This window comes from Streptomyces anulatus (assembly GCF_014650675.1).
In the GTDB taxonomy this organism is placed as follows: Bacteria; Actinomycetota; Actinomycetes; order Streptomycetales; family Streptomycetaceae; genus Streptomyces; species Streptomyces anulatus.
Genome location: NZ_BMVK01000013.1, coordinates 134,725 through 156,517, shown reverse-complemented (window position 1 = coordinate 156,517; position 21,793 = coordinate 134,725). Strand labels below are relative to the sequence as shown.

Sequence of the window (21,793 nt, the reverse complement as noted above, 5' to 3'; positions counted from 1 at the left end):
TCCGGAGCCATCTCCGTCGGCGCGGGATCCGTGCCGTCATTCCCCAGCCGTCCGACCAGGTAGGTCACCGACGGCGACGCGGTCATGTGGGAGGCCGGCCTCCCGCCTTCGACGCCGAGGCGTACAAGCAGCGCAATGCTGTCGGGCGATGCATCGCCCGGCTCGACAGTGGCGTGGTCTCGCAATGAGAACGGACAAGCTGGCCATTGTCTACCCGGCTGCACTCCACCTTGCTGCCATTCTCATCTGGGCCAGGCGATAGCCCTCTGTCTCAGCGATGGTCATCCGGCGCGCACTCGGGTCAGGTGAGGTTCATGACGGGACCTTCAGCGAGTTCCCGTATGTGAGCCGGTCGTGGGCGCACGGCATTCTGGCCGGGCGCGGAAGGGGAAGGTCTCGCCGCTGGGCGGGGAGGCTCTGCGGTCAGACCAACAGGGGGGAAGAGTCGTTCAAGAGGTCCGGCCGTGGCGAATGGATCGCCACGGCCGCGCCACACCCACTCTTCTTCGGGCGACAGTTAGCAGTGCAAGCCCTCACCACGTTTTCCTGTGCCACTGGACCGGTTCGACATAACCTGGAACAGTTCGAGCAGCGCCAGCTGTTCGGTGCCGGTCTACAACACCCCATAGAGTGAGACCGGGGGCGTGTCGTATATCTGAGACGCCCCCGGTCCAAGCCTTCGATCGGAATGTGAAGAGAATGTGGATCGAGCGAATCGCTGAGGCTACACACTGGGAGCCGCTTCGGATCGATATTCCCTGGAAAAGCATCGAAGAAGATCTTGGTACTCAACTGCCCGAAGATTACAAGAAACTCGCCGAGACGTTCGGCAAGGGAGAATTCTCGGAGTTCTTGCGTGTTTTCACCGTCGATGCCACGAGGCAGTTCGACCTGGTCAGGATCTGGAAGAAGTATCTCGAGGGTGGCCCGCAGAGCGGCCCAGATCCCGCCTTCAAGCCCTACCGGATGTACCGGCCAGGGCGGCGCGGCCTCATTCCCTGGGCGTTCGGTGAGATGAAGTGCAGCTACTTCTGGCTGGCGTCCGCGGATGAGGATCCGGCGAGATGGCCCATCGTCACACAGGGAGATCCGTATCCCTGGCACGAAGTGAACATGTCCACTTCCGAGTTCGTCTGCCGAGTGCTGACCGATCCCGATTTCGAGCCGTTCTCGATCGCGAGGCAGTTTCCGGAGCCTGACTTCTATCCGATGGACTGAAAAGTCATCTCATTGGCGAGTCTGCGGTAGCAGATGAGTGTGCAGGCGATGCTGGTGAAGGCCAGGAAGTGATCGGCCTTGCGTTCGTATTTCAGCCCTGCCCAGCGCGCCTACTCGAGGTCTATGGCCGAGTCCGCCGATGGCTCACGGCCCATCGCCTCGGACGGCGTGGCCTTGATGCTGCCCGGAGCCCAGCCAAGGACTTCTTCGAAGCTTCGGGCAACAATCGGGGTGGGCAGGTCCCCACGGTCGCCTCCGAAGGTCCTGAAGGTCGCCTCACTCAGCCAGGTGCGGCGCGCGAGTTCACGTTCCGAGATGCCTTCGGCCTCACGGAACTCGATGAGGCTCTCGCCAGCCGCGCAGATTCCTCTCCGCTCATGACCGCAGTATGTCGCAGAGCCCAGGCTGGGACAGCCCGCTGACTTCTTCGCCCTCGCCATGCAACCGGCGATCGTCACCAGCCCTGACCTGCACGCCAATCCCATGACAGAGTCAGATATCAGACAAAGACTCGTATACCGCCCTCTGGGGCCATGACCCGATTCGGGCGATCGTCGACTACTGCTCGACCTGCATGCGACGGACCAGACGACCCTCGAACTCGTACACATGACGGACCTCCTCTCGAGCAAGGACGGAACCGCCCGGGTCGCGAGCCACCAGTCTGACCGCGACTTCGATCCGGCCGTCGCCCCGTTCCCGAAACTGCACAGGCGTGAGAGACAGCCGAAGCTGAGCCCACTGGCGAATCCAGTAGTCGCGGACCGACGCCCGTCCTTCGAGGTGCCCGCCTTCCCAGCCGTTGGGCCACTGGACATCGGGGGTCATGGCCGCGAGGACCCGATCGATCTCGCGGGCGTTGAACGCCTCGTACAGCTCGCGGAGCTCCCGCGATCGGGCGGACGTCGACGGCCTGTCGTCACTATGGGGCACTGAATCGTCCTCTCGCCAGAACACGCGTGTTGCGCTGGTGCTGCGGGCTCGACGTCGCCGACCTTCGCGATCGTCAGCGGCCGAGCGGGTCACAGTCCACCAGCCGCTCGGATGCTGGCTCCGGTGACATAGCTGGCCTCGGAGCCGAGCAGCCAGACGATGGCCGGAGCGATCTCGTCGGGCTCTCCGGCTCGGCCCAACGGGATGCGTGCGGCAGCGCGCCCGGCGCGGTCCGGATCCCCGGCATCGGCGTGGATCCTCGTGTGCACCGTGCCCGGCGCCACGGCATTGACCCGGATCCCTTGATCGGCGACCTCCTTGGCGAGTCCCACGGTCATCGCTTCGACCCCGGCCTTGGCTGCGGCGTAGTGGACGTAGTCGTGTGCCGAGCCCAGCGTGGCTGCTGCCGAGGAGACATTGACGATTGCCCCACCGTGTCCGCCGCGGGTGGTGGACATTGCCCGGACCGCCTCACGCGCGCACAGCAGCGCGCCGACGAGGTTCACGTCGACGACCCGGCGCAGCACCGCGATCGGGGTGTCCGCCAAGTCTCCAAGATGTGCGGTCAGTCCGGCGTTGTTCACCAGTCCGGTGACGGCGCCCAGGTCCGCGGCAGCGGCGAACAGCTCGGCAACGTCATCCTCGTCGGTCACGTCGCCGGCCACGGCGACGGCTCTCACGCCGTGGTCCTGTGCTGCCGCGGCAGCCCTCTTGGCCGAGGCGCGGTCGTCGCGGTAGCCGACGATCAGGTCGTGTCCTGCACGCGCCAGGTGCGCGACGGTGGCGGCGCCGATCCCTCGCGCCCCGCCGGTGACGATCGTAAGCGGACGGACTGCCGGTGGCACGGGTCCCGCGGTTCGGCTTCGTGTGTCACTCATGGTTGTCAGTCCTGTCGTGGCTGGTGTCTGCACTCCAGGTCTCCCAGAGGGCTGCGTAGGAGGTCGCGGTGGTGACGAGGTGGTCGTGGTGGCCGAGCTCGGTGATGCGGCCCCCTTCCATGATGGCGATGCGGTCAGCGTCTCGGGCAGTCTGGAGTCGGTGGGCCACGGCGATGATGGTGCGGCCCTGGATGGTGGCGGCGAGGGCTTGTTCGGTGCGGCGAGCGGTCGTCGGGTCCAGCAGGGCGGTGGCCTCGTCGAGGACGAGGGTGTGGGGATTGGCGAGCAGGACTCGGGCGAGCGCGACGTGTTGGGCCTGGGCGCCGCCGAGCCGATGGGTGCCGAGGTCGGTGTCGAGCCCGTCGGGGAGGTCGTCGAACCAGTCTGCGCCGAGGACGTCGAGGGCCTCGAGGAGCTCGGCGTCGGTGGCGTGAGGTGCCGCGATGGTGAGGTTGTCGCGCAGAGGGTCGGCGAACACGTGGTGCTCCTGGGTCACCAGGACGATGTGCTGGCGAAGCTGCTCGGGTGCGAGGTCGGCGACGTCCGCACCGCCCACGGTGACCCTTCCTGATCGGGGACGGTCGATGCCGGCAATGAGGCGACCCAGGGTGGTCTTGCCTGCTCCCGACGTCCCCACGACGGCGAGATGCTCGCCGGCCCGGACGTCGAGGTCGACACCGTGGAGGACGTCGGCCCCGTCATAGGCGTAGCGGACGTCGGTGACGACGATGTCCTGGTCGGTGGGGACGGCCGTGACGCCCTCGGCGCTGCGTCGTGGCGGTTCCGCTGACGAGGCGAGCCCCTCGATGCGGGCGAACGAGGCGGCGCTGCTCTGCAAAGTCTCCACCCAGATCAGGATCGTGTCGATCGGGGTGGTGAGCTGGCGCAGGTAGAGGACGACCGCGACGACGGTGCCGAGGTTGAGCTGGTGGTCGAGGTAGAGCAGGCCGCCCACGCCGAACGCGGCGCCGACGGCAAGGGCGGTGGAGGCGTCGATGGTCGGGAAGAACACGCTCCGCAGGCGAAGGGTGCGCAGCTGGGCCGCTGTCGCGGCAGCGATCGCGGACGAGCAGTCGGCGGCCCGCCGCTCCTGCAGGCCGAGCGCTTCCACCGTCCGGGCGCCGGCGGCGGTGCCGGCCAGGACGTCGGCGACCTCGGCATGCGCGGCTGCCTGGGCCAGATAGGCCGACCGGGCGCGGCGCAGGTACCAGCGCAGGACCACGGGGATGGCGACGAGTGCGACTAGTCCGACGGCGCCCAGCACGGGGGAGAGCAGGACGACGGCGACGATGATGATCAGCGCCTGGGCAAGGGCGAACACCATCTCTGGCGCGGCGTCGCGCAGAGCGAACGACACCAGGCCGGCGTCGGTCGTGGCACGTGAGGTCAGGTCGCCGGTGCCGGCCCCTTCGACAGCTCGTGCAGGGATCCGCATGAGCCGGTCGGCCAGCTGCTCGCGCAGTCGGGCGGCGGTCCGTTCGCCGAACCGGTAGCCCAGGCGGCGGGCCTGGTGCCCGATCAGGAGCTGCGCGGCCGCGGCAAGCACCACGAGGAGGCCCAACCGGTCGATGGTCGCGACCCCAGCCCCGGCCTGCACCTCGTTGACGATCTGCCCGAGCAGCCACGGCCCAACCAGACCTGCGCCCGCCGCCGCGCAGTTGGCGAGCAGCACGGCGATGAATGCTGCGCGGTCGGAGCGGATGAGCCGCCACGCAGCACGGCGGACCTCGCCGGGCTCTGCCACCGGCAACGGCTGCGCGCTCATGCCTGGATCTCGGGGTCGTGGGCGCTGGTGGCCGGTCGTCCGCGGTGGACCAGAGCGGCGTAGGCGGGGTTGGCCAGCAAGTCGGTGTGGGTGCCACTTGCGACCACCCGACCGTCGGCGAGCAGGTGCACTTCGTCGGCTCCTTGCAGCACGAGCGCGGACGTCGAGGTGACCAATGTGGTCTTGCCGCGACGGTGGTGGATGAGGCGGTCGACGATGGTGGCCTCCGTGGCGGCGTCGAGCGCCGAGGTCGGGTCCACCGCGAGCAGGACGGTCGGGTCGGCAATCGTCGCCCGAGCGAGCCGGACGCGTTGGCGTTGACCGCCTGAGAGGTTCCGTCCCCCGGAGTCGATCCTCGACCCGAGGCCCTCGGGCAGGCCCCGCACCACGTCGTCGGCGGTGGCTGTGTGCAGCGCGTCCAGGATCGCAGCCTCACCGAGGCCGGTGACGTCGAGGCGACCGGCCACCACCTGGGCCAGTGACCCGGCGAACAGGGCGGCGTCGTTGTCGGCCACCAGTACCTGCTCGTGCAGTTGGGCGGGATCGAGCTCGGAGGTCGGCTGCCCGGCCCAGGTGGCACCTGGGCGGAAGCCGCCGAGCCGGTCGACGAGGGCTACGGCGTCGGAGTGCTGGGCGGTGGCGACCGCAGCGAACGTCCCCGGTGTGATCCGCAGCCCGGAGGCCTCGTCGATCAGGTCTCCCCGCCCCGGGGGCACCGCCGTGCCGGTGCTGTCGGGGCGCACGTCCAGGAAGTCGGTCACCCGACGTGCGGCCACGAGAGCCTGGCTGAGGTCGAGCGCGCCCTCGATGAAGGAGGCCACCGGCACCGCCAGCACCGCGGCGTAGCCGGCGACCGCGACCAGTTCGCCCACCGTGATGCTGCCCTCGACCGCGAGCCGGGCGGCCAGCCACACCACCGCTGCGGAGAACAGTGTCGGCAGCCCCAGACCGGCTGCCTGGATCACGCTCGTGACGCGGCCGACCCGATAGCCGTGCTGCAGCAGCCGCTGCGACTCGGCGCGGAAACGTTCGGCGTAGAGCGCTTTGCCGCCCAAGCCGTTCAGGACGCCCAGCCCCGCGACGATGTCCACGATCCGACCCGTCACGCGGCCCTGCTGCTCGCGATACGGCGTACCGACTGTCCGGAGCCGGCGCGTCGCCGGGCCCACGACCATGGCCAGGACCGGAACCCCCGCCAGCACGACCACAGCCAGTGGCACCGAGATCCGCAACAGCAGCATCGCTATCACCACGTAGGCGAGCACCGCACCGACTCCCGGCCCGGTCGCGGTGAGGCTGCGCCCGATCGTCCACGCGTCCCCACCTCCGATGGCCACGACCTCCCCGGTGAGCGCGCGACGCGCCATCGTGTCTCCCAGACGGATGCCGTGGGCGTTCACCTCTGACACCGTCCGCAGCGCCGCATCCATGCGCACCCGGGTCATGGTGCGATGCCGCCAGATGCTCAGGCCCGCCAGGACGCCCCCGACCAGGAGCAGGACAGCCGTCCACCCAAGCACCACGTTCTGCTGGCTCTCCGCGAGGCTGTCGATCGCACGGGACAGCACGTACGGCGGTAGGGCGAGCCCCACCATCCAGGCGCTGCCGAGCACCGCTCCGAGCGTGACCCGGCCGCGCTGCCGAGACACGAGCCACGCCAAGTACGACCACGGGCCACGGGTGTGGGGGCGCGTCGGCGGCACGGTGCTCCGGCGCATGTGTCGGCGTCCCCATGCCTTGCCCGTCTGGACCACGACGACCAGCATCACGGCGAGAAGTGCGGCGGAGGTCGCCGGGACGAGGTCCAGAGGCAGCGTGTAGCTCATCACGACCCGAGCCGCAGCATCGATGAGGAAGGCCAGTCCGAAGCCCCAGGTCATGCCCCGCATCGCTCGCCGAAAGGTCTCGCTCGTCTCCCAGGACCGGTGCCAGTCCTCGGCGGGCGCCGGGGGCATGAAACCGACGGTCGCCGTGAAGACGAGCGGTCGTGCCCGCAGCAGCGACAGCAGGACCCAAACTCCGACGAAGCCGGTCAGATAGCTTTCGCGGGCCATCAGGGGCCGCGAGTCGGCAGTCATGAGGCCGATCGCAGTCCCGACGGTGATGAGCCCGAGAGCGAAGAGGCTACCCCCGGGGACGCGCCGCCGGAGGACCAGGCCGGCGCTCAGGCGGAGCATAGGCAGGGCGGCCCCGGCGAGGAGCGCTGTCCAGACGGATGCGCCCAGTGCGCGGAGCACGTAGTAGGACGCGAGCGGGACGACGAGGTCGATGAGGAGGAAGCCGGTGAAGGCGGCCGGACCGCTTCTCGAGGCCCTCATCGTGGCTCCGTGGCCTGCAGTGCACGTCGGACGATGGTGACCAGGTGCTCGGCGTGGCCTCGTGCGTCAGCCGTCGGGTCGCAGGCGGCGCGGGCCGCGGCGGCGTCGATCGACGCCCGCATCGTCATGGCCAGAACCCCGGCGTCCACATCCGCGGCCTCACCCGTCGCCTGCCCTCGCTCGATCAGCTCTCGCAGGTGGGCGCTCAAGGGATCCTCGCCTCCCCGGGGGCCGTTCGCAGGTCGCATGTTCGCCGCCACCTCCATGACTGCGCGCACGTGCCTCGGATGGTCGGCGACGAAGGTGAGGTTGCTCCTGATGTAGGTCGCGAGCTCGCCGATCACCGAGTCGCTGTCGCCCGTCGCCTGGCCGATCTGCTCGCCGGCCTCGCGGTAGAGGGAGGTCACCACCTCGCTCAACAAGTCCTCCTTGGTTGGGAAATGGTAGGTCACCACTCCTTTGCTGACGCCTGCGCGGCGAGCAACCTCGGCGACGGACGTGCCTGCGAACCCCAGCTCTACCAGCACGTCCACCGCGCAGTCGACCAGCTCGGCCTTCAGGGCCAGGCCGCGGGGCGACGGGGTGGGTGAAGGTGTCGTACGCAGGTGCGAATCTGACACCGCCGTCCTTGCAGGGTGGACGACCTCAGCGCGATGCCGGAGCGTTCCGGATGGCCTGCGCGGTGGCGCTCGGGTCGTAGTCCTGGGGAACGCCGCCGACGAGGATGATGTCGCCCTGGATGTGGCGGGAGCGGAGGGGTGCGATCTCCCGGTAGGCGGGAGAGTCCCACCAGTCCCTGGCCTCGTTGATCCCGGGAAAGCCGATCACCACGACGTGTCCGGCCCACGCGCCCTCCTTCACCTCCGGTGGCGTGCCGTGCACGAGGAAGCGGCCCCCGAAGGGCTCGAACGTGCCGGCGATCCGCTCCATGTACTCGGCGATGTCCGGGTGCGGCTCGGCGTCGCGCAGATGGGCGATGGCGTAGGCAGTCACAGAAGGTTCCTATCTGGAGAGGGCCGGTTCGCGTGAGCGTCAGTCGAGCGGTCTGAGTTGGCGTGGCCGTGAAGCCGGTGGACAAGGAAGTCGAGGATCTCGTCGCGTGCCGTGGCGGTCGGTTCGCCCTCGCGATCGACGAGGTGAACAGTGACCACGCTGTGGGGATAGGGAACGTGAGCAGCGAAGAACGGCGGTACATCACGATTCGCGGCAGTGTCGGGGAGTTCGCGGCTGACGAAGGAGTCGCCCAAGGCTTGCGCGTAGGTATCGAAGCGCGCCCTGGTGCAGACCTTGTCACCCTCGAACCGGTAGGCCAGGACGGTGAGATCGTCACGGTCGAGACGTTCCTTCACGGCGGTGAGCTCGGCGTCGCTGATCTCCAGGACACCCGGCTCATCCAACGGCAGGGACGGCTGGCAGGCCACCGGCGCGACGACGGCGCTCTCGAGCATCATGGTGATGGCGAAGTTGCCGGTGAAGCACATCCCGACCGCGCCCACACCTGTTCCCCCGCACTCACGGTGCGCCGAGCGAGCGAGGGCCATCAACCACGTCGTGACGGGGCTCGACTCGCCACCGCCGAGGGCGCGGAACTCCTTCGCGACGCAGAGACGACGAAACACCTGTGCCCCGCTGTTGGCGTCACCGAGGGCGCCGTCGGTGCCGAAGAGGGAAGGCAGGTAGACCGTCATGCCACGATCGCGGACCCATCGGGCGAAACGAGCGACGTGTGGGCTGATGCCGGGCATCTCGTGCATCACGATCACACCGGGACCGTCACCGCTGACATACACGCGACGTACCTGGCCGAGGAGCGAGATGGACCGGACGGTGAAGTCGGCGAGGTCGTCGTCTTGGGTCACGTCGTGATCCGTCATAGAGATCCCCCTGCGATGGATCGTCGCGGAGTGCGGCCGATCTGGTGACTACGATGGATCACGATGAAGTCCTTGAGAGAGCGAGACCGGCCATATTCCGGGCGGTTCGAGACATGACCTCGGTCCGCGTACTGGATCTCGAGGGAGCGATGGCCACCTCCGTGGCCATCACGGCTGATGTCCTCGACACCGCGAACCGGCTGGCCCTCCGATCGGGACAGGCCGATCAGTTCGACGTCCAGCCCTGGGTCGCCAACGACTATGGAGACGCCACGGAACCGGTGGATCTCGTGGTCGTCCCTGGCCTCGGGATGAGAAACACCCAAGAGGTTCGCAGCCGACTCGCAGCGCCCGATGCCAGAGCGGGGGCGCACTACTTGAAGGAAGCCGCCGCAGCAGGTAGCGAGATCGCAGCCTCGTGCGCCGGAGTGTTCCTCCTCGCCGAAGCCGGCATCCTCGATCAGCGACGTGCGACTACCACCTGGTGGCTGGCGCCGCTGTTCGCCTGCAGGTACCCCGCAGTTCGGTTGACACCTGCTGATCTCGTCGTCACCGACGGCCCGGTGACAACCGCAGGCGCAGCCTTGGCGCACCTGGACCTGATGCTGACGCTCGTAGGGCGTCACGGTGGGGAGGCGCTCGCCCGGGGGTGCGCCAGGTACCTCGCGGTTGACCGTCGTCGGTCGCAGTCTCCCTACGTGATGCCCGAGACAATCGAGGGCGCCGACAGCGATGTCGCAATCGCGCGGTCATGGGCGCTCCAGCACCTCGACACAAGCATAGGAGTGAGGGACTTGGCCGCTGCCGCACACCTCAGTCCGCGCACCTTCACCCGCAGAATCAGCGAAGCCACAGGTATGTCGCCTGCTCGATTCCTACGACGCCTGCGTGTCGAGCGAGCTGTCGAGCTTCTGCACAACACTGACCTCGCCGTCACCGGAGTCGCCCATGCAGTCGGGTACAGCGATCCGACGGCACTTCGACGGGCCATGAGCCAAGAGCTCGGCATGAGCCCCCGGACAGTCCGCGGACAACGCACCCGCGCTCACTGAAAGACATCCGCGACCGGCGCGCCCCATCGCTTTGCACGAGAGCGTCGGAAGGCCGTCGGCACTCGGCTCGGCCGAGGGTCCTTCAGCGGACCAAATGGCCGGAGGGCGTCAGTCACCAGAGCAGGAGGGTCATCCGCACGATCGGAGATGTCGGCTATGGTCGTCGCCCGAACGAGTCGAGCAGCCGGATCTGTGGTGACGCGTCAGCAGGCAGCGTTCCGCTCGGACCGGCGCCATACGCTCCGAAGGCAAGCATTTCGTCCAGATGCGGCTCGACCGTGTTCAGCACGCCGACAACAGTCTGCGGATCAAGGGTCTCGTCGAGACGCGCGGCACGCAGGAGGTCCCACGCATGCACTACCAGGTCGACGAGACGGAATCGCACGTAGGCAGCGACGGGAACATTTCCGTTCGGGCCCGCGACCTGTTGCTCGGGCGACGTCGCGAAGAATGCCTGTGCTTGGCGCTGTGCGGACTCACTCACGTCAGCGACTGGGTCACCGCCGACCTGCTTGGCTGCGAGCATGGCGTGGGCCTCGTCGCGCCCAACGCCTGCCAGCAGAAGTGCGGTGAAGCGATTCCCCACCACCACGTGCTCAATCAATTCGCGTACCGAGACTCCCGACGGCGTCGGTTGCTCCGACGAGTCCGCGGGCAATTGGCGCACAACTCGTTCGAACTCTGCCGAAGCTGCCCTGATCAACTCCATGTGCTACAGGCTAGCGGCACGAGCCACTCGTCCGGGAGGCGACCAACCCGAATTGCCTGCATACCCCCGGCAAGGGTTCGGCCGGTTCCACTCCACGAGCTGCGTCTCGCGAGGGAATCCCGTACTGGTCACGCTCTGGTGACTATCGGGCGCACGCTGAGCGTGCCACAACAGGATCGATCAGCGGGACGCAGTTCGGTGGAGCCGTCGAGCACCGCGATCGGTCGGTCAACGTCTCCAGAGTAGGTGGTGGACCACCCCGCTGGGGCTGGAGCTTCGGCGTTTCCGTGACCTGGTGGAGACCGGGGCGATGAGCCTGTCGGAGGTCTCCAAGGAAACCGGACTGAACTGGCGGACGGTCAGCAAGTACCTGTCCGCTGACTCGTCCGCGCCGCCGCGCCGGGTGGCAAGTGGTCAGCCGCGCAAGCGAGTGGTCGACGAGGTCGCTCCGCTGATCGACGCGATGCTGCGGGCCGAGGTCCTGATGAAGGACGCGGTGATTCACGAGCGGCTGGCCATGGAGTACGGGTTCACCCGGGAGCTACCAGCGGGTCAAACTCCTCGTGCAGGAAGCCCGCCCAAGGATCGCGGAGGAACTGGGGATCACCCGCGAGAGCTGGCAGGGATGCATCGCAGGTTCGAGGTGATCCCGGGTGCTCAGGCTCAGGTGGACTGGGGCGATGAGGGCAAGCTCCTCGCCCACCTGGGCATCCCGAAGGTGCACTCCTTCCACATGGTGCTGTCGTACTCTCGTGATCCGTTCTGCTGCTTCACCACCAGCCTGGACCTGCAGACGTTCTTCGAGTACCACCGGCGGGCATTCGCGCGCCTCAACGGAGTGTCGATGACGATCGTCTACGACCGCACCAAGACAGTCGTGCGCCGTCACGTCGCCCCGGGTGAGGCGCATCCCCACGATGCGGTCTGCTCGCCCGGGGCGAACTGGGAGGCGATTCGGGCGAAGTGGGCCTCCAGCCAGGCGCGTTCGAAGGTTTCCATGGCAGTTCCCTCTCATCCGTTCCGTCCGGGGGCCGTGCGGGGAAGTCCAGGTGGTCAGCGTGTGCGAGCGCGTCCGAACAGCAGCCGGTCGGCGGCGAGCGCGTCGTCCAAGTAGGTGTCGAGGCGGGCGGCGTCAGCGGTCTGCGGCAGTGGGTCCAATCCGAGCAGGAGGACGGCCCCGCTGTTGCGGGCGACCAGTTCGGTCCAGGGCCGGCGGGTGGGCAGCCGTAGCTTGCGGGCGGTGCCGGGAAAGCTCATCAGCACTTGCCCGCCGACGACCTGCAGGCATCGGGTGAGCTCGCGAACGGGCGCCCGGGAGCTGGCCAGGCCGCCGAGGCTGTCGGAGAGCCGACGCATCCGGGCCTCAACCGCCTCGGCAGTGTCGGGGCCTGTGAAGGCCGGGCTGTGGGTGATCAGGATGTGCGCGACCTCGCGGCCGTCCGGACTGGTGCCCGGCCAGGTCCAGGAAGCGAGCGAGACCAACAGCCGCAGTTCCGGACTGGATGGGGTGAGGATGAGGGTCATGACGTCGTCCCTCCCTCAGCTTTGAAACAGGACCAAACGACTTTCCCGACCGGGATGCGGTCCAGAACGCCCCAGTCGTCGGCAAGCACGCTCACCAGCGTCAGGCCGCGTCCGGACAGGTCCGTGTCGGCGGCCTGGCGCACCGCGGGGAGCCGGCGGCGGCTGTCGTGCACTTCCAGCCGTACTTCTCCCTCGTCGGCATCCAGCTTGACCAGGAAGCCGTGGTCGGCGAGGGTGCCGTGGACCAGGGCGTTCGTGGCGAGCTCGGAGACGCAGAGCCGGATGTCCTCGGCGCGGTCGTGCAGGCCCCATCCGGCCAGGGCATCCCTAACGAACTTCCGTGCCTGGCCGATCGATTCGGGCCGGGCCGTGAAGAATCGCCGGGTCGTCTCGGTCATCGCCGTCCTCATGACTCGGCGTCCAGAACGCGGGTACTCCCTGCGCTGCGTCGGCGACCGGGACCGTGGTGGGAGACCGGCAGGTGTGTGGTGCAGGGGCGGCGGACCAGCAGCAATCGGGAGCCGGCCGTCTCGATCCGGTGTCTGCGCTGGGCGGCTATGGCCTTCGGCCCCAGGTGCGACATGGCCGGGGCGATCACGCCATAGACGTCCGGCAGGGCCAGCACGTCCAGCAGCCCGGTGAACGCCGCCGAGTCGGGCCCAGAACTCACGTCACGGTCGGTGAAGACGCCGGAAAGTTGCAACTCGTGGCTGCGGCAGTACTCGGCCAGCGACGCGGCCAACGCCGCATGCCGGGCCGCGGGCACCTTCACCAGCCGCAGGAGGCCGTAGACGACCGGACCGTTGACCTGGCGATGCTCCGTGAGGGGTTCCATGCTGAGGACCGTCCAGAATGCTCGACAACTGATGACCCCTTCAGCGTGGCTGCCCGCCAACCCCGGGCCAATCACTGCCCGTTCTACTTCCGTTCCACTTCCGTCCCGCCGACTGCACGGAGCGTGCTTCGATGGCTGGCGGAAGGGAGCGACGTGTGGCGACCGTGCACCAGTGGACCGGCCTGGAGGCCAAGGCCCTGCGTCTCGCCCTGCGACTGAGCGTGCGGGCCTTCGCCCAGCAGCTCGGCCTGGCCGTCGCGACGGTCTCCAAGTGGGAGTCCAAACTCACCGGCACCGAGCCCAGACCCGACACCCAGGCCATCCTCGACACCGCGCTTGGCCGCGCGGACGCCGCCGTCCACCTGCGCTTCGAGACGCTCCTGTCCGAGATGACCAGCCCCTTGACCTCCGCTCGGCGACGTATTGCCGCCTTCGGCCCCCGGGCCTGGGAGTACGAGTCGTGGGCCGACGACCTCGACCGGGTCGTGGTCGCCCTGTCCCGGCAGAACTTCACCTTCGCCGACAGCCTCCTTGCGCGGTGGCTGGGCCGGTTCAAGGCCCCCGAGCTGGACGAGAAGGGCCTGTATCTGTTCGCCCGTTCGACCGCCCTGCTCGGCGACCTCAAGCGCGACCAGGGCGTCGTCCTGGGCCCGTTGTCGGCCCAGCACTCCTACGCAGGCGCCCGATCCGTCTTCACCCAGCTCGACATCCCCCGCCGGGTCGCCCAGCTCGACCTGTCTCTCGCGGTGGTCACCGAGATGTCCGGGGAGCTGGAGAGCGCCGCCCGCAACTACGAAACCCTCGCCGTCGACGACCGGCTATCGCGGCGTGACCGGGCCCGCGCGAGGCTGTGGGTGGGTACCGCGCTGAGCAAGGACGGCAACCACGAATATGCGAGCCGCGTCATGCAGGCCGCGACCCGCGACTTCGAAGACCTCCAGGAACCCGACGACTGGTCGGTGGCCCACCAAAAGCTTGCCCTCGCCGCCCGCGGCGCCGGCGACCTCACCCAGGCCCTACATTTCATCGACATCGCCCGCCACTGCGGGACCACCGAATCACCGATGCAACGCGTGCGACTGGACACCGCTCATGGCCACATCCTGCTCTCCGACATGGCGACCCGGGATGATGGACACCTCGTCCTCGACCAGGCCGCCAAGGTGGCCGCGCAGTACGGACTCGTGCACCAACTGCGCAGTATCGAGGGCATCAAGGCCATGAGCGAGGGGCCGACCGGCCCCCGGCAACGGTGACCAGGGAGAAGCGCGTGAGCGACAACCAGCAGAGCATCACCGAGGACCAGTGGCGCCAAGCCAAGCTGATCTGGGACTACCACCAGATGCAGCACGAGCTGCGGCCCGTCAATGTGGCGATCGGGCTGGGCAGCCACGACCTCGGTGTCGCTGCCCACTCCGCCGAGCTGTATCAGGCCGGGCTCTTTCCGACCCTGGTGTTCACCGGCGGCAACAGCCCGACCACCGCCCAGGTCTTCCCGCGCGGCGAGGCCGTCCACTTCCGCGAGCACGCCATCGACCTCGGCGTCCCCGCCGAGGCGATCCTGCTGGAACCGAACGCCGGCAACACGGGACAGAACATCACCTTCTCCCGGGAGGTCCTCGCCGCCGCCGGCATCACCCCGACGACGGTGCTGCTGGTCTCCAAGCCCTACATGGAACGGCGGTCGTTCGCGACCGCCCGCAAGCTGTGGCCCGACGTCGAGATCCTCTGCGCGTCGGAGCCGCTGGAGTTCGACGATTACGTGAAGTCCATCGGCGACGAGAAGCTCGTCCTGGACATGCTCGTCGGTGACCTCCAGCGGGTGATCGAGTATCCGAAGCTCGGTTTCGCCATCGAGCAGGAGGTCCCGGAGGACGTGCATGCCGCGTACGAATTTCTCATCCACGACGGCTTCACCAGCCGCCTCATCACCTCGTGACCTGCCCCAGCCGGGCGGGCTGTGTGCCGTTCACCAGCCGAATTTCCTGCCTCGGCTGACCACGCTGGCCAAGCTGTTCGCGGCGGACTACTGGATCGTCCTGGACGACGTGCAGTTCACCCGCCGCGACTACCAGCATCGAGCCCGCCTCGCCGACCTCGGCGACCCGGCCCGCCACCAGTGGCTCACTCTCCCCACTCACCTGCCCCAGGGACGTTCGACCCTCATCAGGGACGCGGCAATCGCCGAGCCGGAGCGGACCCGCCGCCGGACCGCGGGGATGCTCCGGCAGCACTATGGCGCCAGCCCGCACTGGCCCGCCCTCGCCCAGGCTCTGGACCCGGTGCTGGATGCCTTCACCACCGGCCGGACCGCTGCCGCCGCCGAGACCTCCACCCGCGTACTGCTGGACCTGCTCGGCTGGAAGGGCAAGATCCTCACCAGCAGCCGACTGCCCTCCCGGCCGGGCCGGTCCCAGCGGCTTGCGGACCTCGCAGCCGCAACCGGAGCCCGCTCGTATCTGTGCGGGACCGGCGGCATGGGATATCTCGACCAGACCCCCTTCGCCGTCCAGGGCATCGACGTGACACCGTTTCGGCCCCCGCCCTGCAATATCTGGGCCTCCGGCCGCCGTATCAGTGCTCTGTGGGCCCTCGCCGCGCTCGGGCCGGACGCTATGGCTGCCCGCCTCCGGGCGCTCGCCGCCGACCAAGCCGTCCTGCAGCCCGCAGCTTGACCACGATGTCTCCTCGACCACGAAACACCCAGCCGACTTGGATCTGAGCCATACATGGGTTTCGTCCGGAGCTAGGGGTTGAGGCGCAAATACTCCGGATGATCCCGGCATCGGAAACCGGGGACCGTCGGCCATGTTCCGCTCGCTCTTTGGTCAGCGCCGGTGCGACGGTGACCGCGGTTGAGGTGCAGCGACGCCCGCTGGAATGACTGGAGCGCTGTGCGCTTGTGCCGCACTACGGGCCTTGGCCGCCTGGGCCCGAGGACTGGGGGCATGACGCTCGGCGAGGCGGCGGACACGCCAGGTCAGGGCACGGGTGGGGCTGTGGGCGTCATCCAACGGGCGTTGGCCGAGTGCCTGGTCCAGAACGGTGGCCGCGTTGTGCCCGGCGGCTTCCGCTTCGGCGAGCACGGTGGTGAGCGCGTCCCAGGCAGGGTCGTTCAGGATGCGCTCGGCGTGATCAGGGGCCGCCTGCTGGAGGTGGCGGGCGAAGCGCTGCTGCATCTGGAGGCTGGGGGCACGTCGTGCGAGGCCCGCCAGGACCGGCTCGGCGATCTGCCCGTACGCGATCTGCAGATGGACGAGAGCCTGCTCGGCTGCTGCCTCTTGCTGGGCGTGTCGGCGCGTGCGATGCCAGTGCATCGCGAACGCCACCGCCGTGAGCACGGTGTCCACAAGCATGGTGAACGTGGCCCCGTCGCGGTTTGCGGGCCTCTCGCGCAAGATCGCTTGGACACTGCGACGCAGGACGCGGGTGCTGTCCAGGTCGGCGGCGATGCGGGAGCGGGTGGCGCGCTCGAAAGCGAGGGCGGCCTTGCCGAGTTCAGCCCTCACTGCGGTAGGCGCGGTGATCGCCAGGATGTCCAGTGTTGTGCCGAGCGCGACCAGCTGCCCCTGGGCGGTCGGATCGTCGCCGCGTATGAGGTGGTGGGGGATGCGTTCGGCGGCGGCTGTCGCCTGATGCCACGGGTCACCCGGTCGGGCAGCGACCGGCGCAGAGCTAGTGACGGCGAAGCTCTTGCGGACCTTGGGCAGGGACAGGTCGGGGGCGAGGGTGGAGCCGGCGTAGAAAACTGGCTCGCCCTTGTCGTTGGTGTCCTCGGGCAGAGCGAAGTTGCAGCCGAGCGCGTCGCCGGAGGGACCGAGCTTGAGGCGCACGGTCACGCCCGTCGCCTCCAGCAGGGCGAAAAACTCGGCCTCGTCGGATGCCGCCGCGACGGCCCGGCGAACCCGTAGGCGTAGAAGATCTCGGGAGGTGGCGTCCTGGCCCAGACGCTTGGCCTTGAAGTGCTCCTTGCTGCTGTGGCGCTTGGCGCCGGTGCCGTCGCCCTGTTTCAACCGCCTGAGACCGTAGTCGACCTCGATCTTGCGGGCCTCGCGCTGGACGGCACGCTGGTCGTAGCCGCGCTCGGGACGCCGGCCGTCCTGGCGTACGAGGGTCGCGGCGATGTGGATGTGGTCGTCGGCGTGGCGGACGGCCACCCATCGGCAGGCTTCGTCGTCCCCGGCGGGTGCGATGCCCGCGGCGGCCACGATGCGGCGGGCGATGTCGGCCCACTGGGCGTCGGTGAGGATCGGGTCCTCGGGAGCGGTGCGGACGGGACAGTGCCACACGGTGTCCCTGGGCGCTTTGTCGCCGAGCATCCGCACGGGCTGGTCGAGCTGCGCGACGAGCTGGGCCATCGCGTCCTTCGGATCGCGGTGGGGACTGCGGCCGGGGTCAGGGGCGAAGCCGTTCCAGGAGGCCACGAGGTGCGGGTCGACGTGTTCGTTGGCGCGGCCCTTGCCGAAGAGGTAGCCGATCGTACGGCTGGTGGCCTTCGGGCCAGAGCTGAGGATGATCTTCGGTATCACCCGCTCACCGCCCCTCGGTTACCTGGGCAATGGCGGTGTCCAGTGCGGCGACGGACGCGTCGATGCGGTCGAGGAGACGTTGGACGGCGGCGGGGTGGGGCCAGGAGCCGTCCTTGTGGAGGTGCCAGGTGAGCTGATTGAGGTTGTTGCCGATCTTCCCGAGCTGGCCGTTGGCGGCCATGAGCGCCTTGATCATGGTGCGGTAGTCGGCTACTGAGGCGGTGGGATCCTCGGCGCGGGCGGCGGCGAGCGAGCACTCAGCCACGTAGCCGCCGAGCGCCATGTGGCTCAGAGCGGCGGCGTTCTTCACGAGGGTGAACTCGTCTTCGTTGTAGCGCGGGTGGACGCGGCGCTCGCGCAGCTGCTTGTCGCGCAGGCGGCGGCGATGCGTGGGCTTAGATGGCGGGGTCGACGACTGCTTGCTGGTCCCGATCACGGTCGGCCTCCCCAGGCCGGCCGACTCCGGTGCCGCCTCGGCGCCGGACGCCTCCGCCTCCCGTGGGGCGGAGGCCGGGTAAGGACTCCTTACCCGACAACTTGCTGCGCTGTCGGGGTCGGTGGTCATCTCCTGCTGTTGGGATGGGAGTTCGTGACGCTGGTCGTGCACGGGCTGGTTCTCCGAGGGTGGCTGGGAGCGGAGTGATCGCTGGGCCCGTGTCCTCGTGCTCGTCGGCACAGGAGGGCACGGGGCAAGCGCAGAGATCAGGCGGCGCCGGAAAGGGCTGTAGCTGGGTGCTGTTCCTGCTGTTGGTCGGCATCGTCGAGTCCGCCGAGAGGCTCGCCCTCGACGCCGCCGTACGTGACGGGCTCGGCGTTGGTGGTGCGCTCGGCCCTCAGCTGGTCACGCACGATGCGGGCTCGCTTCTGGCCGATCTCCAGTGCGCTACGCAGACGCATGGCTGTCAGTCGGTCGTCACTCCAGTCGGCGGTCAGGAGCCGTGCCTCGTCTAGGACTTCGGCGTCGGTGCGGGGGCGGTCGGCGGTCGACTTGGCGGTGGCTCGACCCCGACCGGCCGCCCGACGCGGCGAAGCCCCGGTCGACGCCGACACGGCGGCCGACTGCCGTGATCGGCTAGAGGTGGCCGAGGTGTCGGCCTCAGTCGGCCCTGTCACGAGCCCCTCCACGACCTTCGTGGGAGTCGGCTCGGGTACCTGCGCCGGGCCGGATTTGGGCTGGTCAGTGGCGTGCACGTCGGCTCGTTCGCCGTCCGACTCGATGGCTGGACGGCCGGCCGGCTGGGCAGAGGCCATTTCGGCAGAGTCGGCCGACTCGGGGTTGTGGTGCAGCACCTTTGCCACGAGGTCCGATCCGAAGTAGATCGACCCGACCGGGAGCGAGGTGGCCAGCAGCACGAGGGCCCAGTTCGCGGGGTCCCAGTCGGCCAGTCGGCCCCACCGCGTCGACTCGGTGTGCAGGGTCGGCATGAGGCCGTGCACGTAGTTCAGCAGGAGGCTGGCGAGCGTGTAGGTCGCAAGGACCCGGAGCGCGAACTTCCGGTCCGCACCCGTGAGCACGAGCGTGGCGACCAGTGCGAGGGCCATAAGGCCGTCGACCACGATCGGGTAGAGCAGGGCGGCGGTGGTGTCCGCGCCGATGGTGCGGGCCACGTCGGACAGTGCGTTCCACGAGACCCGAAAGGCCATGAGGACCACGGCTACCAGCCCGAGGACCAGGGTGGTACGTGCGCCTGTCCGGCGAGCATCTCGTGGAGCAGTAGCAGGGTGATGCCGATGCGAATCGCTTCGGCCGAGGAGGGCGGTGATGCGGGCAAACAAGCGGGGTACTCCAGGTGGGCTCGGGGGCGGCGGCCTTGGCGCAGGGGAGGGCAGGGGGTGGCCGCCGTGAGGTGTGATGTCTCGTACCACTCGTCGCGTGCCTGGTCAGGACAGGTACGGGTGGCGTGGTGATGTCGACTCGACTCGTTGCGGCTCTCCCACTCGTCCCCGCGCTGACCTGCGCGGGGACGAGTGATGCGAGTGGAGTCGGGTCAGGCTGCGGTGTCGGGCAGCGGCTCATCCGCCGGCCGGGCTTCCTCGGCCACAGCCCTGGGCTCGGGGCAGTAGCGGGCCCAGGTGTCGAGGAATTGGTTCCGCGCGAAGCCCTTGGCCTGGGTGCCGTCGGGGAAGCGGCGGTTGGCTGAGCCGATGCCGTACGGCTTCAGGAGCAGCTGCAGTCCCCGTGGAGTCAGCCCGTTGGCGCCGTACTCGGCCCAGGGAGCTTCCCGATCCGCGTTCAGGGATTCCAGCAGATGCTTCGTGCTCAGCACGGCCGGGTCGCCCACAGCGGCGAAGGCGCGGCGGATCCCGACCAGGAGGCGGGTGCGTAGACCGCCCTCCTCGTCCTGACCGGCCTCGTAGTCGGTCATGGTTCGGCAGGCGGTGCGGGCGAGCGCGGGCCAGTCGCCCCCGGCGAGGTCGGCGATGATGACCAGCGGTTCCCAGGTGTCTGCCGCGCGGTCCTCGACCGGCATGGGGGGCTCCGTGGCCATCGCCTGCTCGTACAAGGGTTGCAGCCAGGCGTGCAGGCGGTCGCGGATCTCGTTCAGGGCAGGGGTGTCCCGGTTGGTGCGGAAGGACGCCACCTTCTCCCCTGCCGCGCGGCGGCGCATCCGGATCACCACCGCCCGGTCCATGATCGTGTCCGGCAGGTCACCGATCCCGGCGAGCGCGGCCATGGCGAAGGTGGGGAACTCCTGCACCTGGTGCTCGGGCCCGGATACTCGCAGAGTGGGCCGACCACGCTGGTGCCCCGCGTTGATGAGGCCGCGGACCTCCTCGTTCTTCTCTGCGGCCTTGGTGGTACTGAACATGGTGTCGGCCTCGTCTACCAGGAGAGTCGGCGGGTCGTCCCCGTCGATCGAACGGAAGATCGCCGCTGCGCTGGCGTTGACCGTGATCAGGCGGTTGTGCACGGTCTCGGTCACCACGTCCAGCAGCCTGGACTTGCCGCAACGCTTCTCCGGCGCGACGATCGCCAGGCGCGGCGCGTGCTGCCAAGCGCGCTGCAGATGCGTCGCCGCGACCCACAAGGCCACCGCCGTGACGGCCTCCTCGCTCGGCATCGCCACGTACCGCTTTACCTGCGCTCGAAGGGCATCCAGGATTTGCGCTCCTTCGGACAGCGGCGGTGGCGAGGGGCAGTCGTCGCTGTCCTCCTCTGGCGAAGGCGCAACGGGGCCGGCCGGTTGGCCGGGCACGGCGACTGGAGGCCACGAGGTGCCGGAGCCGTTGGGACGGGATGGCGTATTCGGCTGGGGATCGGTCATACTTGGCATCAGCTCCTCTGCTTGCGGGCCATATGGGACGGCAATCCCGGTCTCCGCAGGTTGATCGCTAGGGATGGCGGTTGAGAGGTTTGCGCTTGAGCCCCCTGCATCGCCGGGGGCTTCTTTCATGTCACGTGCGGTCGTGCGGGCTCCTCGGGTTGATCGGGTGGGACCACCACTATGCCATATCAATTGCGGATCGCAGAAGTGTTCTGCATCTCGCAGTAAGCATGTTACTGTTAGGGGGTCCTTGCAAATGGCAGGGGAGTGCTACGTACGGAAGGGGGCGGCCATGGCGGATGAAGACCCGCCGCAGGGCGTACTACTCAGCGGTGAGGGCAACGTCGCTGTGCGCATCAAACTGGAACGCGAGGCGCGCGGCTGGAGCACCAACGCCCTGTCCGACCGCATGAACGAGGCCGGCTTCGAGATGAATCCGTCCGCGGTCTGGCGGATCGAAAACGGCAAGCGCCGCATCAACCTCGACGAGACCATCGGCTTCGCCGAGGTCTTCGGCCTCGACCTGCGCAACCTCGTCGGCCCCCCGCAGCTGGCCGCCAAGGCCCGCGCCATGGAGCTCATCGACGAGATCATTGACGCGTTCCGCGCGACCCAGAGAGCCAATTTGGCTTTCACCGAGGCGCGCGACGCCCTCGACGCCTACCTCGCCGAGTATCCCGATATCCGCGAGGAAGCCGACGTGATGGTCTCCAACGCCATGGCGGAGGAGGCCAGCAGGACCATGCTGAAGATGCACGGCCCTCCGCATGGCGGAGACGTCGAGCCTGCTGACGAGGTATAGCCCCCTGCTCCCTCTCCCGTACTGGGACCGCAAACCCCCAGTACGGGCAGTCCAACCTCATCCCTAGCGATCGACCGGCGGGTCGGCGTT

The 21,793-nt window shown here is 68.6% G+C and carries 22 protein-coding genes; 7 read left to right on the top strand and 15 right to left on the bottom strand.

Translation table 11 applies throughout. From position 1 onward, the window contains the following. Window positions 1–699: 699 nt before the first annotated feature. Complete coding sequence (locus tag IE272_RS27945) at window positions 700–1,218, top strand: SMI1/KNR4 family protein (protein ID WP_124277677.1); 519 nt, start codon at window positions 700–702, stop codon at window positions 1,216–1,218. A gap of 558 nt (window positions 1,219–1,776) precedes the next feature. On the opposite strand, the gene IE272_RS27940 is transcribed toward IE272_RS27945, so the two are convergent. The 7 genes from IE272_RS27940 to IE272_RS27910 all read right to left on the bottom strand — a co-directional run bounded on the left by IE272_RS27940 (window position 1,777) and on the right by IE272_RS27910 (window position 8,986). After that, a complete protein-coding gene (locus IE272_RS27940; RefSeq protein WP_124277676.1) occupies window positions 1,777–2,151 on the bottom strand; it encodes a nuclear transport factor 2 family protein in 375 nt (124 codons plus the stop codon). A gap of 89 nt (window positions 2,152–2,240) precedes the next feature. Further along, window positions 2,241–3,029: an SDR family oxidoreductase gene (locus IE272_RS27935; RefSeq protein ID WP_124277675.1), complete on the bottom strand. Its 789-nt coding sequence runs from the start codon at window positions 3,027–3,029 to the stop codon at window positions 2,241–2,243. Further along, window positions 3,022–4,794, bottom strand: a complete 1,773-nt coding sequence (locus tag IE272_RS27930; protein WP_190008613.1) for an ABC transporter ATP-binding protein — start codon at window positions 4,792–4,794, stop codon at window positions 3,022–3,024. Before IE272_RS27930 ends, IE272_RS27935 begins: the two co-directional genes overlap by 8 nt. Further along, complete coding sequence (locus IE272_RS27925; protein WP_229897766.1) at window positions 4,791–7,112, bottom strand: ABC transporter ATP-binding protein; 2,322 nt, start codon at window positions 7,110–7,112, stop codon at window positions 4,791–4,793. The genes IE272_RS27930 and IE272_RS27925 overlap by 4 nt, the downstream gene beginning before the upstream one ends. Beyond that, a complete protein-coding gene (locus IE272_RS27920) occupies window positions 7,109–7,732 on the bottom strand; it encodes a TetR/AcrR family transcriptional regulator (protein WP_190008611.1) in 624 nt (207 codons plus the stop codon). Before IE272_RS27920 ends, IE272_RS27925 begins: the two co-directional genes overlap by 4 nt. Window positions 7,733–7,757: 25 nt before the next feature. Beyond that, a complete protein-coding gene (locus IE272_RS27915) occupies window positions 7,758–8,105 on the bottom strand; it encodes a DUF1330 domain-containing protein (protein ID WP_190008609.1) in 348 nt (115 codons plus the stop codon). Continuing rightward, window positions 8,102–8,986 carry a dienelactone hydrolase family protein gene (locus IE272_RS27910; protein ID WP_190008607.1) on the bottom strand — a complete coding sequence of 295 codons (885 nt, stop codon included), beginning with the start codon at window positions 8,984–8,986 and terminating at the stop codon, window positions 8,102–8,104. Before IE272_RS27910 ends, IE272_RS27915 begins: the two co-directional genes overlap by 4 nt. A 53-nt stretch (window positions 8,987–9,039) precedes the next feature. Between IE272_RS27910 and IE272_RS27905 the strand changes: the two genes are divergently transcribed. Continuing rightward, window positions 9,040–10,038: a GlxA family transcriptional regulator gene (locus tag IE272_RS27905; protein WP_229897764.1), complete on the top strand. Its 999-nt coding sequence runs from the start codon at window positions 9,040–9,042 to the stop codon at window positions 10,036–10,038. A 154-nt stretch (window positions 10,039–10,192) separates the two neighbouring features. Here IE272_RS27905 and IE272_RS27900 read toward each other — a convergent pair whose 3' ends face one another. Beyond that, entirely contained in the window at window positions 10,193–10,747 is a 555-nt protein-coding gene (locus IE272_RS27900; RefSeq protein WP_097241813.1) for a TIGR03086 family metal-binding protein, read from the bottom strand. Between the two features lie 310 nt (window positions 10,748–11,057). Between IE272_RS27900 and IE272_RS27895 the strand changes: the two genes are divergently transcribed. Then, a complete protein-coding gene (locus IE272_RS27895; protein ID WP_444544793.1) occupies window positions 11,058–11,861 on the top strand; it encodes a hypothetical protein in 804 nt (267 codons plus the stop codon). Here the strand turns inward: IE272_RS27895 and IE272_RS27890 are convergent. The 3 genes from IE272_RS27890 to IE272_RS27880 are packed head-to-tail and all read right to left on the bottom strand — an operon-like array spanning window position 11,801 to window position 13,106. Beyond that, complete coding sequence (locus tag IE272_RS27890; RefSeq protein WP_190008605.1) at window positions 11,801–12,271, bottom strand: hypothetical protein; 471 nt, start codon at window positions 12,269–12,271, stop codon at window positions 11,801–11,803. The two genes, IE272_RS27895 and IE272_RS27890, sit on opposite strands and share 61 nt — an antisense overlap. Next, window positions 12,268–12,669 (bottom strand): ATP-binding protein, encoded by a 402-nt coding sequence (locus IE272_RS27885; RefSeq protein WP_190008603.1) that lies wholly within the window; start codon window positions 12,667–12,669, stop codon window positions 12,268–12,270. The genes IE272_RS27890 and IE272_RS27885 overlap by 4 nt, the downstream gene beginning before the upstream one ends. An 8-nt stretch (window positions 12,670–12,677) precedes the next feature. Further along, window positions 12,678–13,106 carry a hypothetical protein gene (locus IE272_RS27880; RefSeq protein ID WP_190008600.1) on the bottom strand — a complete coding sequence of 143 codons (429 nt, stop codon included), beginning with the start codon at window positions 13,104–13,106 and terminating at the stop codon, window positions 12,678–12,680. Window positions 13,107–13,261: 155 nt separating this feature from the next. On the opposite strand from IE272_RS27880, the gene IE272_RS27875 reads away from it, so the two are divergent. The 3 genes from IE272_RS27875 to IE272_RS27865 are packed head-to-tail and all read left to right on the top strand — an operon-like array spanning window position 13,262 to window position 15,781. Further along, a complete protein-coding gene (locus IE272_RS27875; RefSeq protein ID WP_190008598.1) occupies window positions 13,262–14,362 on the top strand; it encodes a helix-turn-helix domain-containing protein in 1,101 nt (366 codons plus the stop codon). Between the two features lie 14 nt (window positions 14,363–14,376). Beyond that, window positions 14,377–15,045, top strand: a complete 669-nt coding sequence (locus IE272_RS27870) for a YdcF family protein (RefSeq protein WP_190008596.1) — start codon at window positions 14,377–14,379, stop codon at window positions 15,043–15,045. Further along, the gene (locus IE272_RS27865; RefSeq protein ID WP_190008594.1) at window positions 14,987–15,781 is read left to right on the top strand and encodes a WbqC family protein; all 795 of its coding nucleotides are present in this window, start codon (window positions 14,987–14,989) and stop codon (window positions 15,779–15,781) included. The genes IE272_RS27870 and IE272_RS27865 overlap by 59 nt, the downstream gene beginning before the upstream one ends. A gap of 153 nt (window positions 15,782–15,934) precedes the next feature. Here IE272_RS27865 and IE272_RS27860 read toward each other — a convergent pair whose 3' ends face one another. From IE272_RS27860 to IE272_RS27845, 4 genes are all read right to left on the bottom strand, one after another. Further along, entirely contained in the window at window positions 15,935–17,635 is a 1,701-nt protein-coding gene (locus IE272_RS27860; protein WP_190008592.1) for a relaxase family protein, read from the bottom strand. A 4-nt stretch (window positions 17,636–17,639) separates the two neighbouring features. After that, window positions 17,640–18,071, bottom strand: a complete 432-nt coding sequence (locus IE272_RS27855) for a plasmid mobilization protein (protein ID WP_229897762.1) — start codon at window positions 18,069–18,071, stop codon at window positions 17,640–17,642. Window positions 18,072–18,337: 266 nt separating this feature from the next. Beyond that, window positions 18,338–19,309, bottom strand: a complete 972-nt coding sequence (locus IE272_RS27850; protein WP_268254207.1) for a DUF2637 domain-containing protein — start codon at window positions 19,307–19,309, stop codon at window positions 18,338–18,340. A gap of 314 nt (window positions 19,310–19,623) precedes the next feature. Beyond that, the gene (locus IE272_RS27845; protein ID WP_190008586.1) at window positions 19,624–20,901 is read right to left on the bottom strand and encodes a DUF3631 domain-containing protein; all 1,278 of its coding nucleotides are present in this window, start codon (window positions 20,899–20,901) and stop codon (window positions 19,624–19,626) included. Between the two features lie 292 nt (window positions 20,902–21,193). Here IE272_RS27845 and IE272_RS27840 point away from each other — a divergent pair, with 292 nt between their 5' ends. Then, on the top strand, window positions 21,194–21,703 hold the full coding sequence (locus IE272_RS27840; RefSeq protein WP_097241820.1) for a helix-turn-helix domain-containing protein: 510 nt from the start codon (window positions 21,194–21,196) through the stop codon (window positions 21,701–21,703). Window positions 21,704–21,793: the final 90 nt, after the last annotated feature.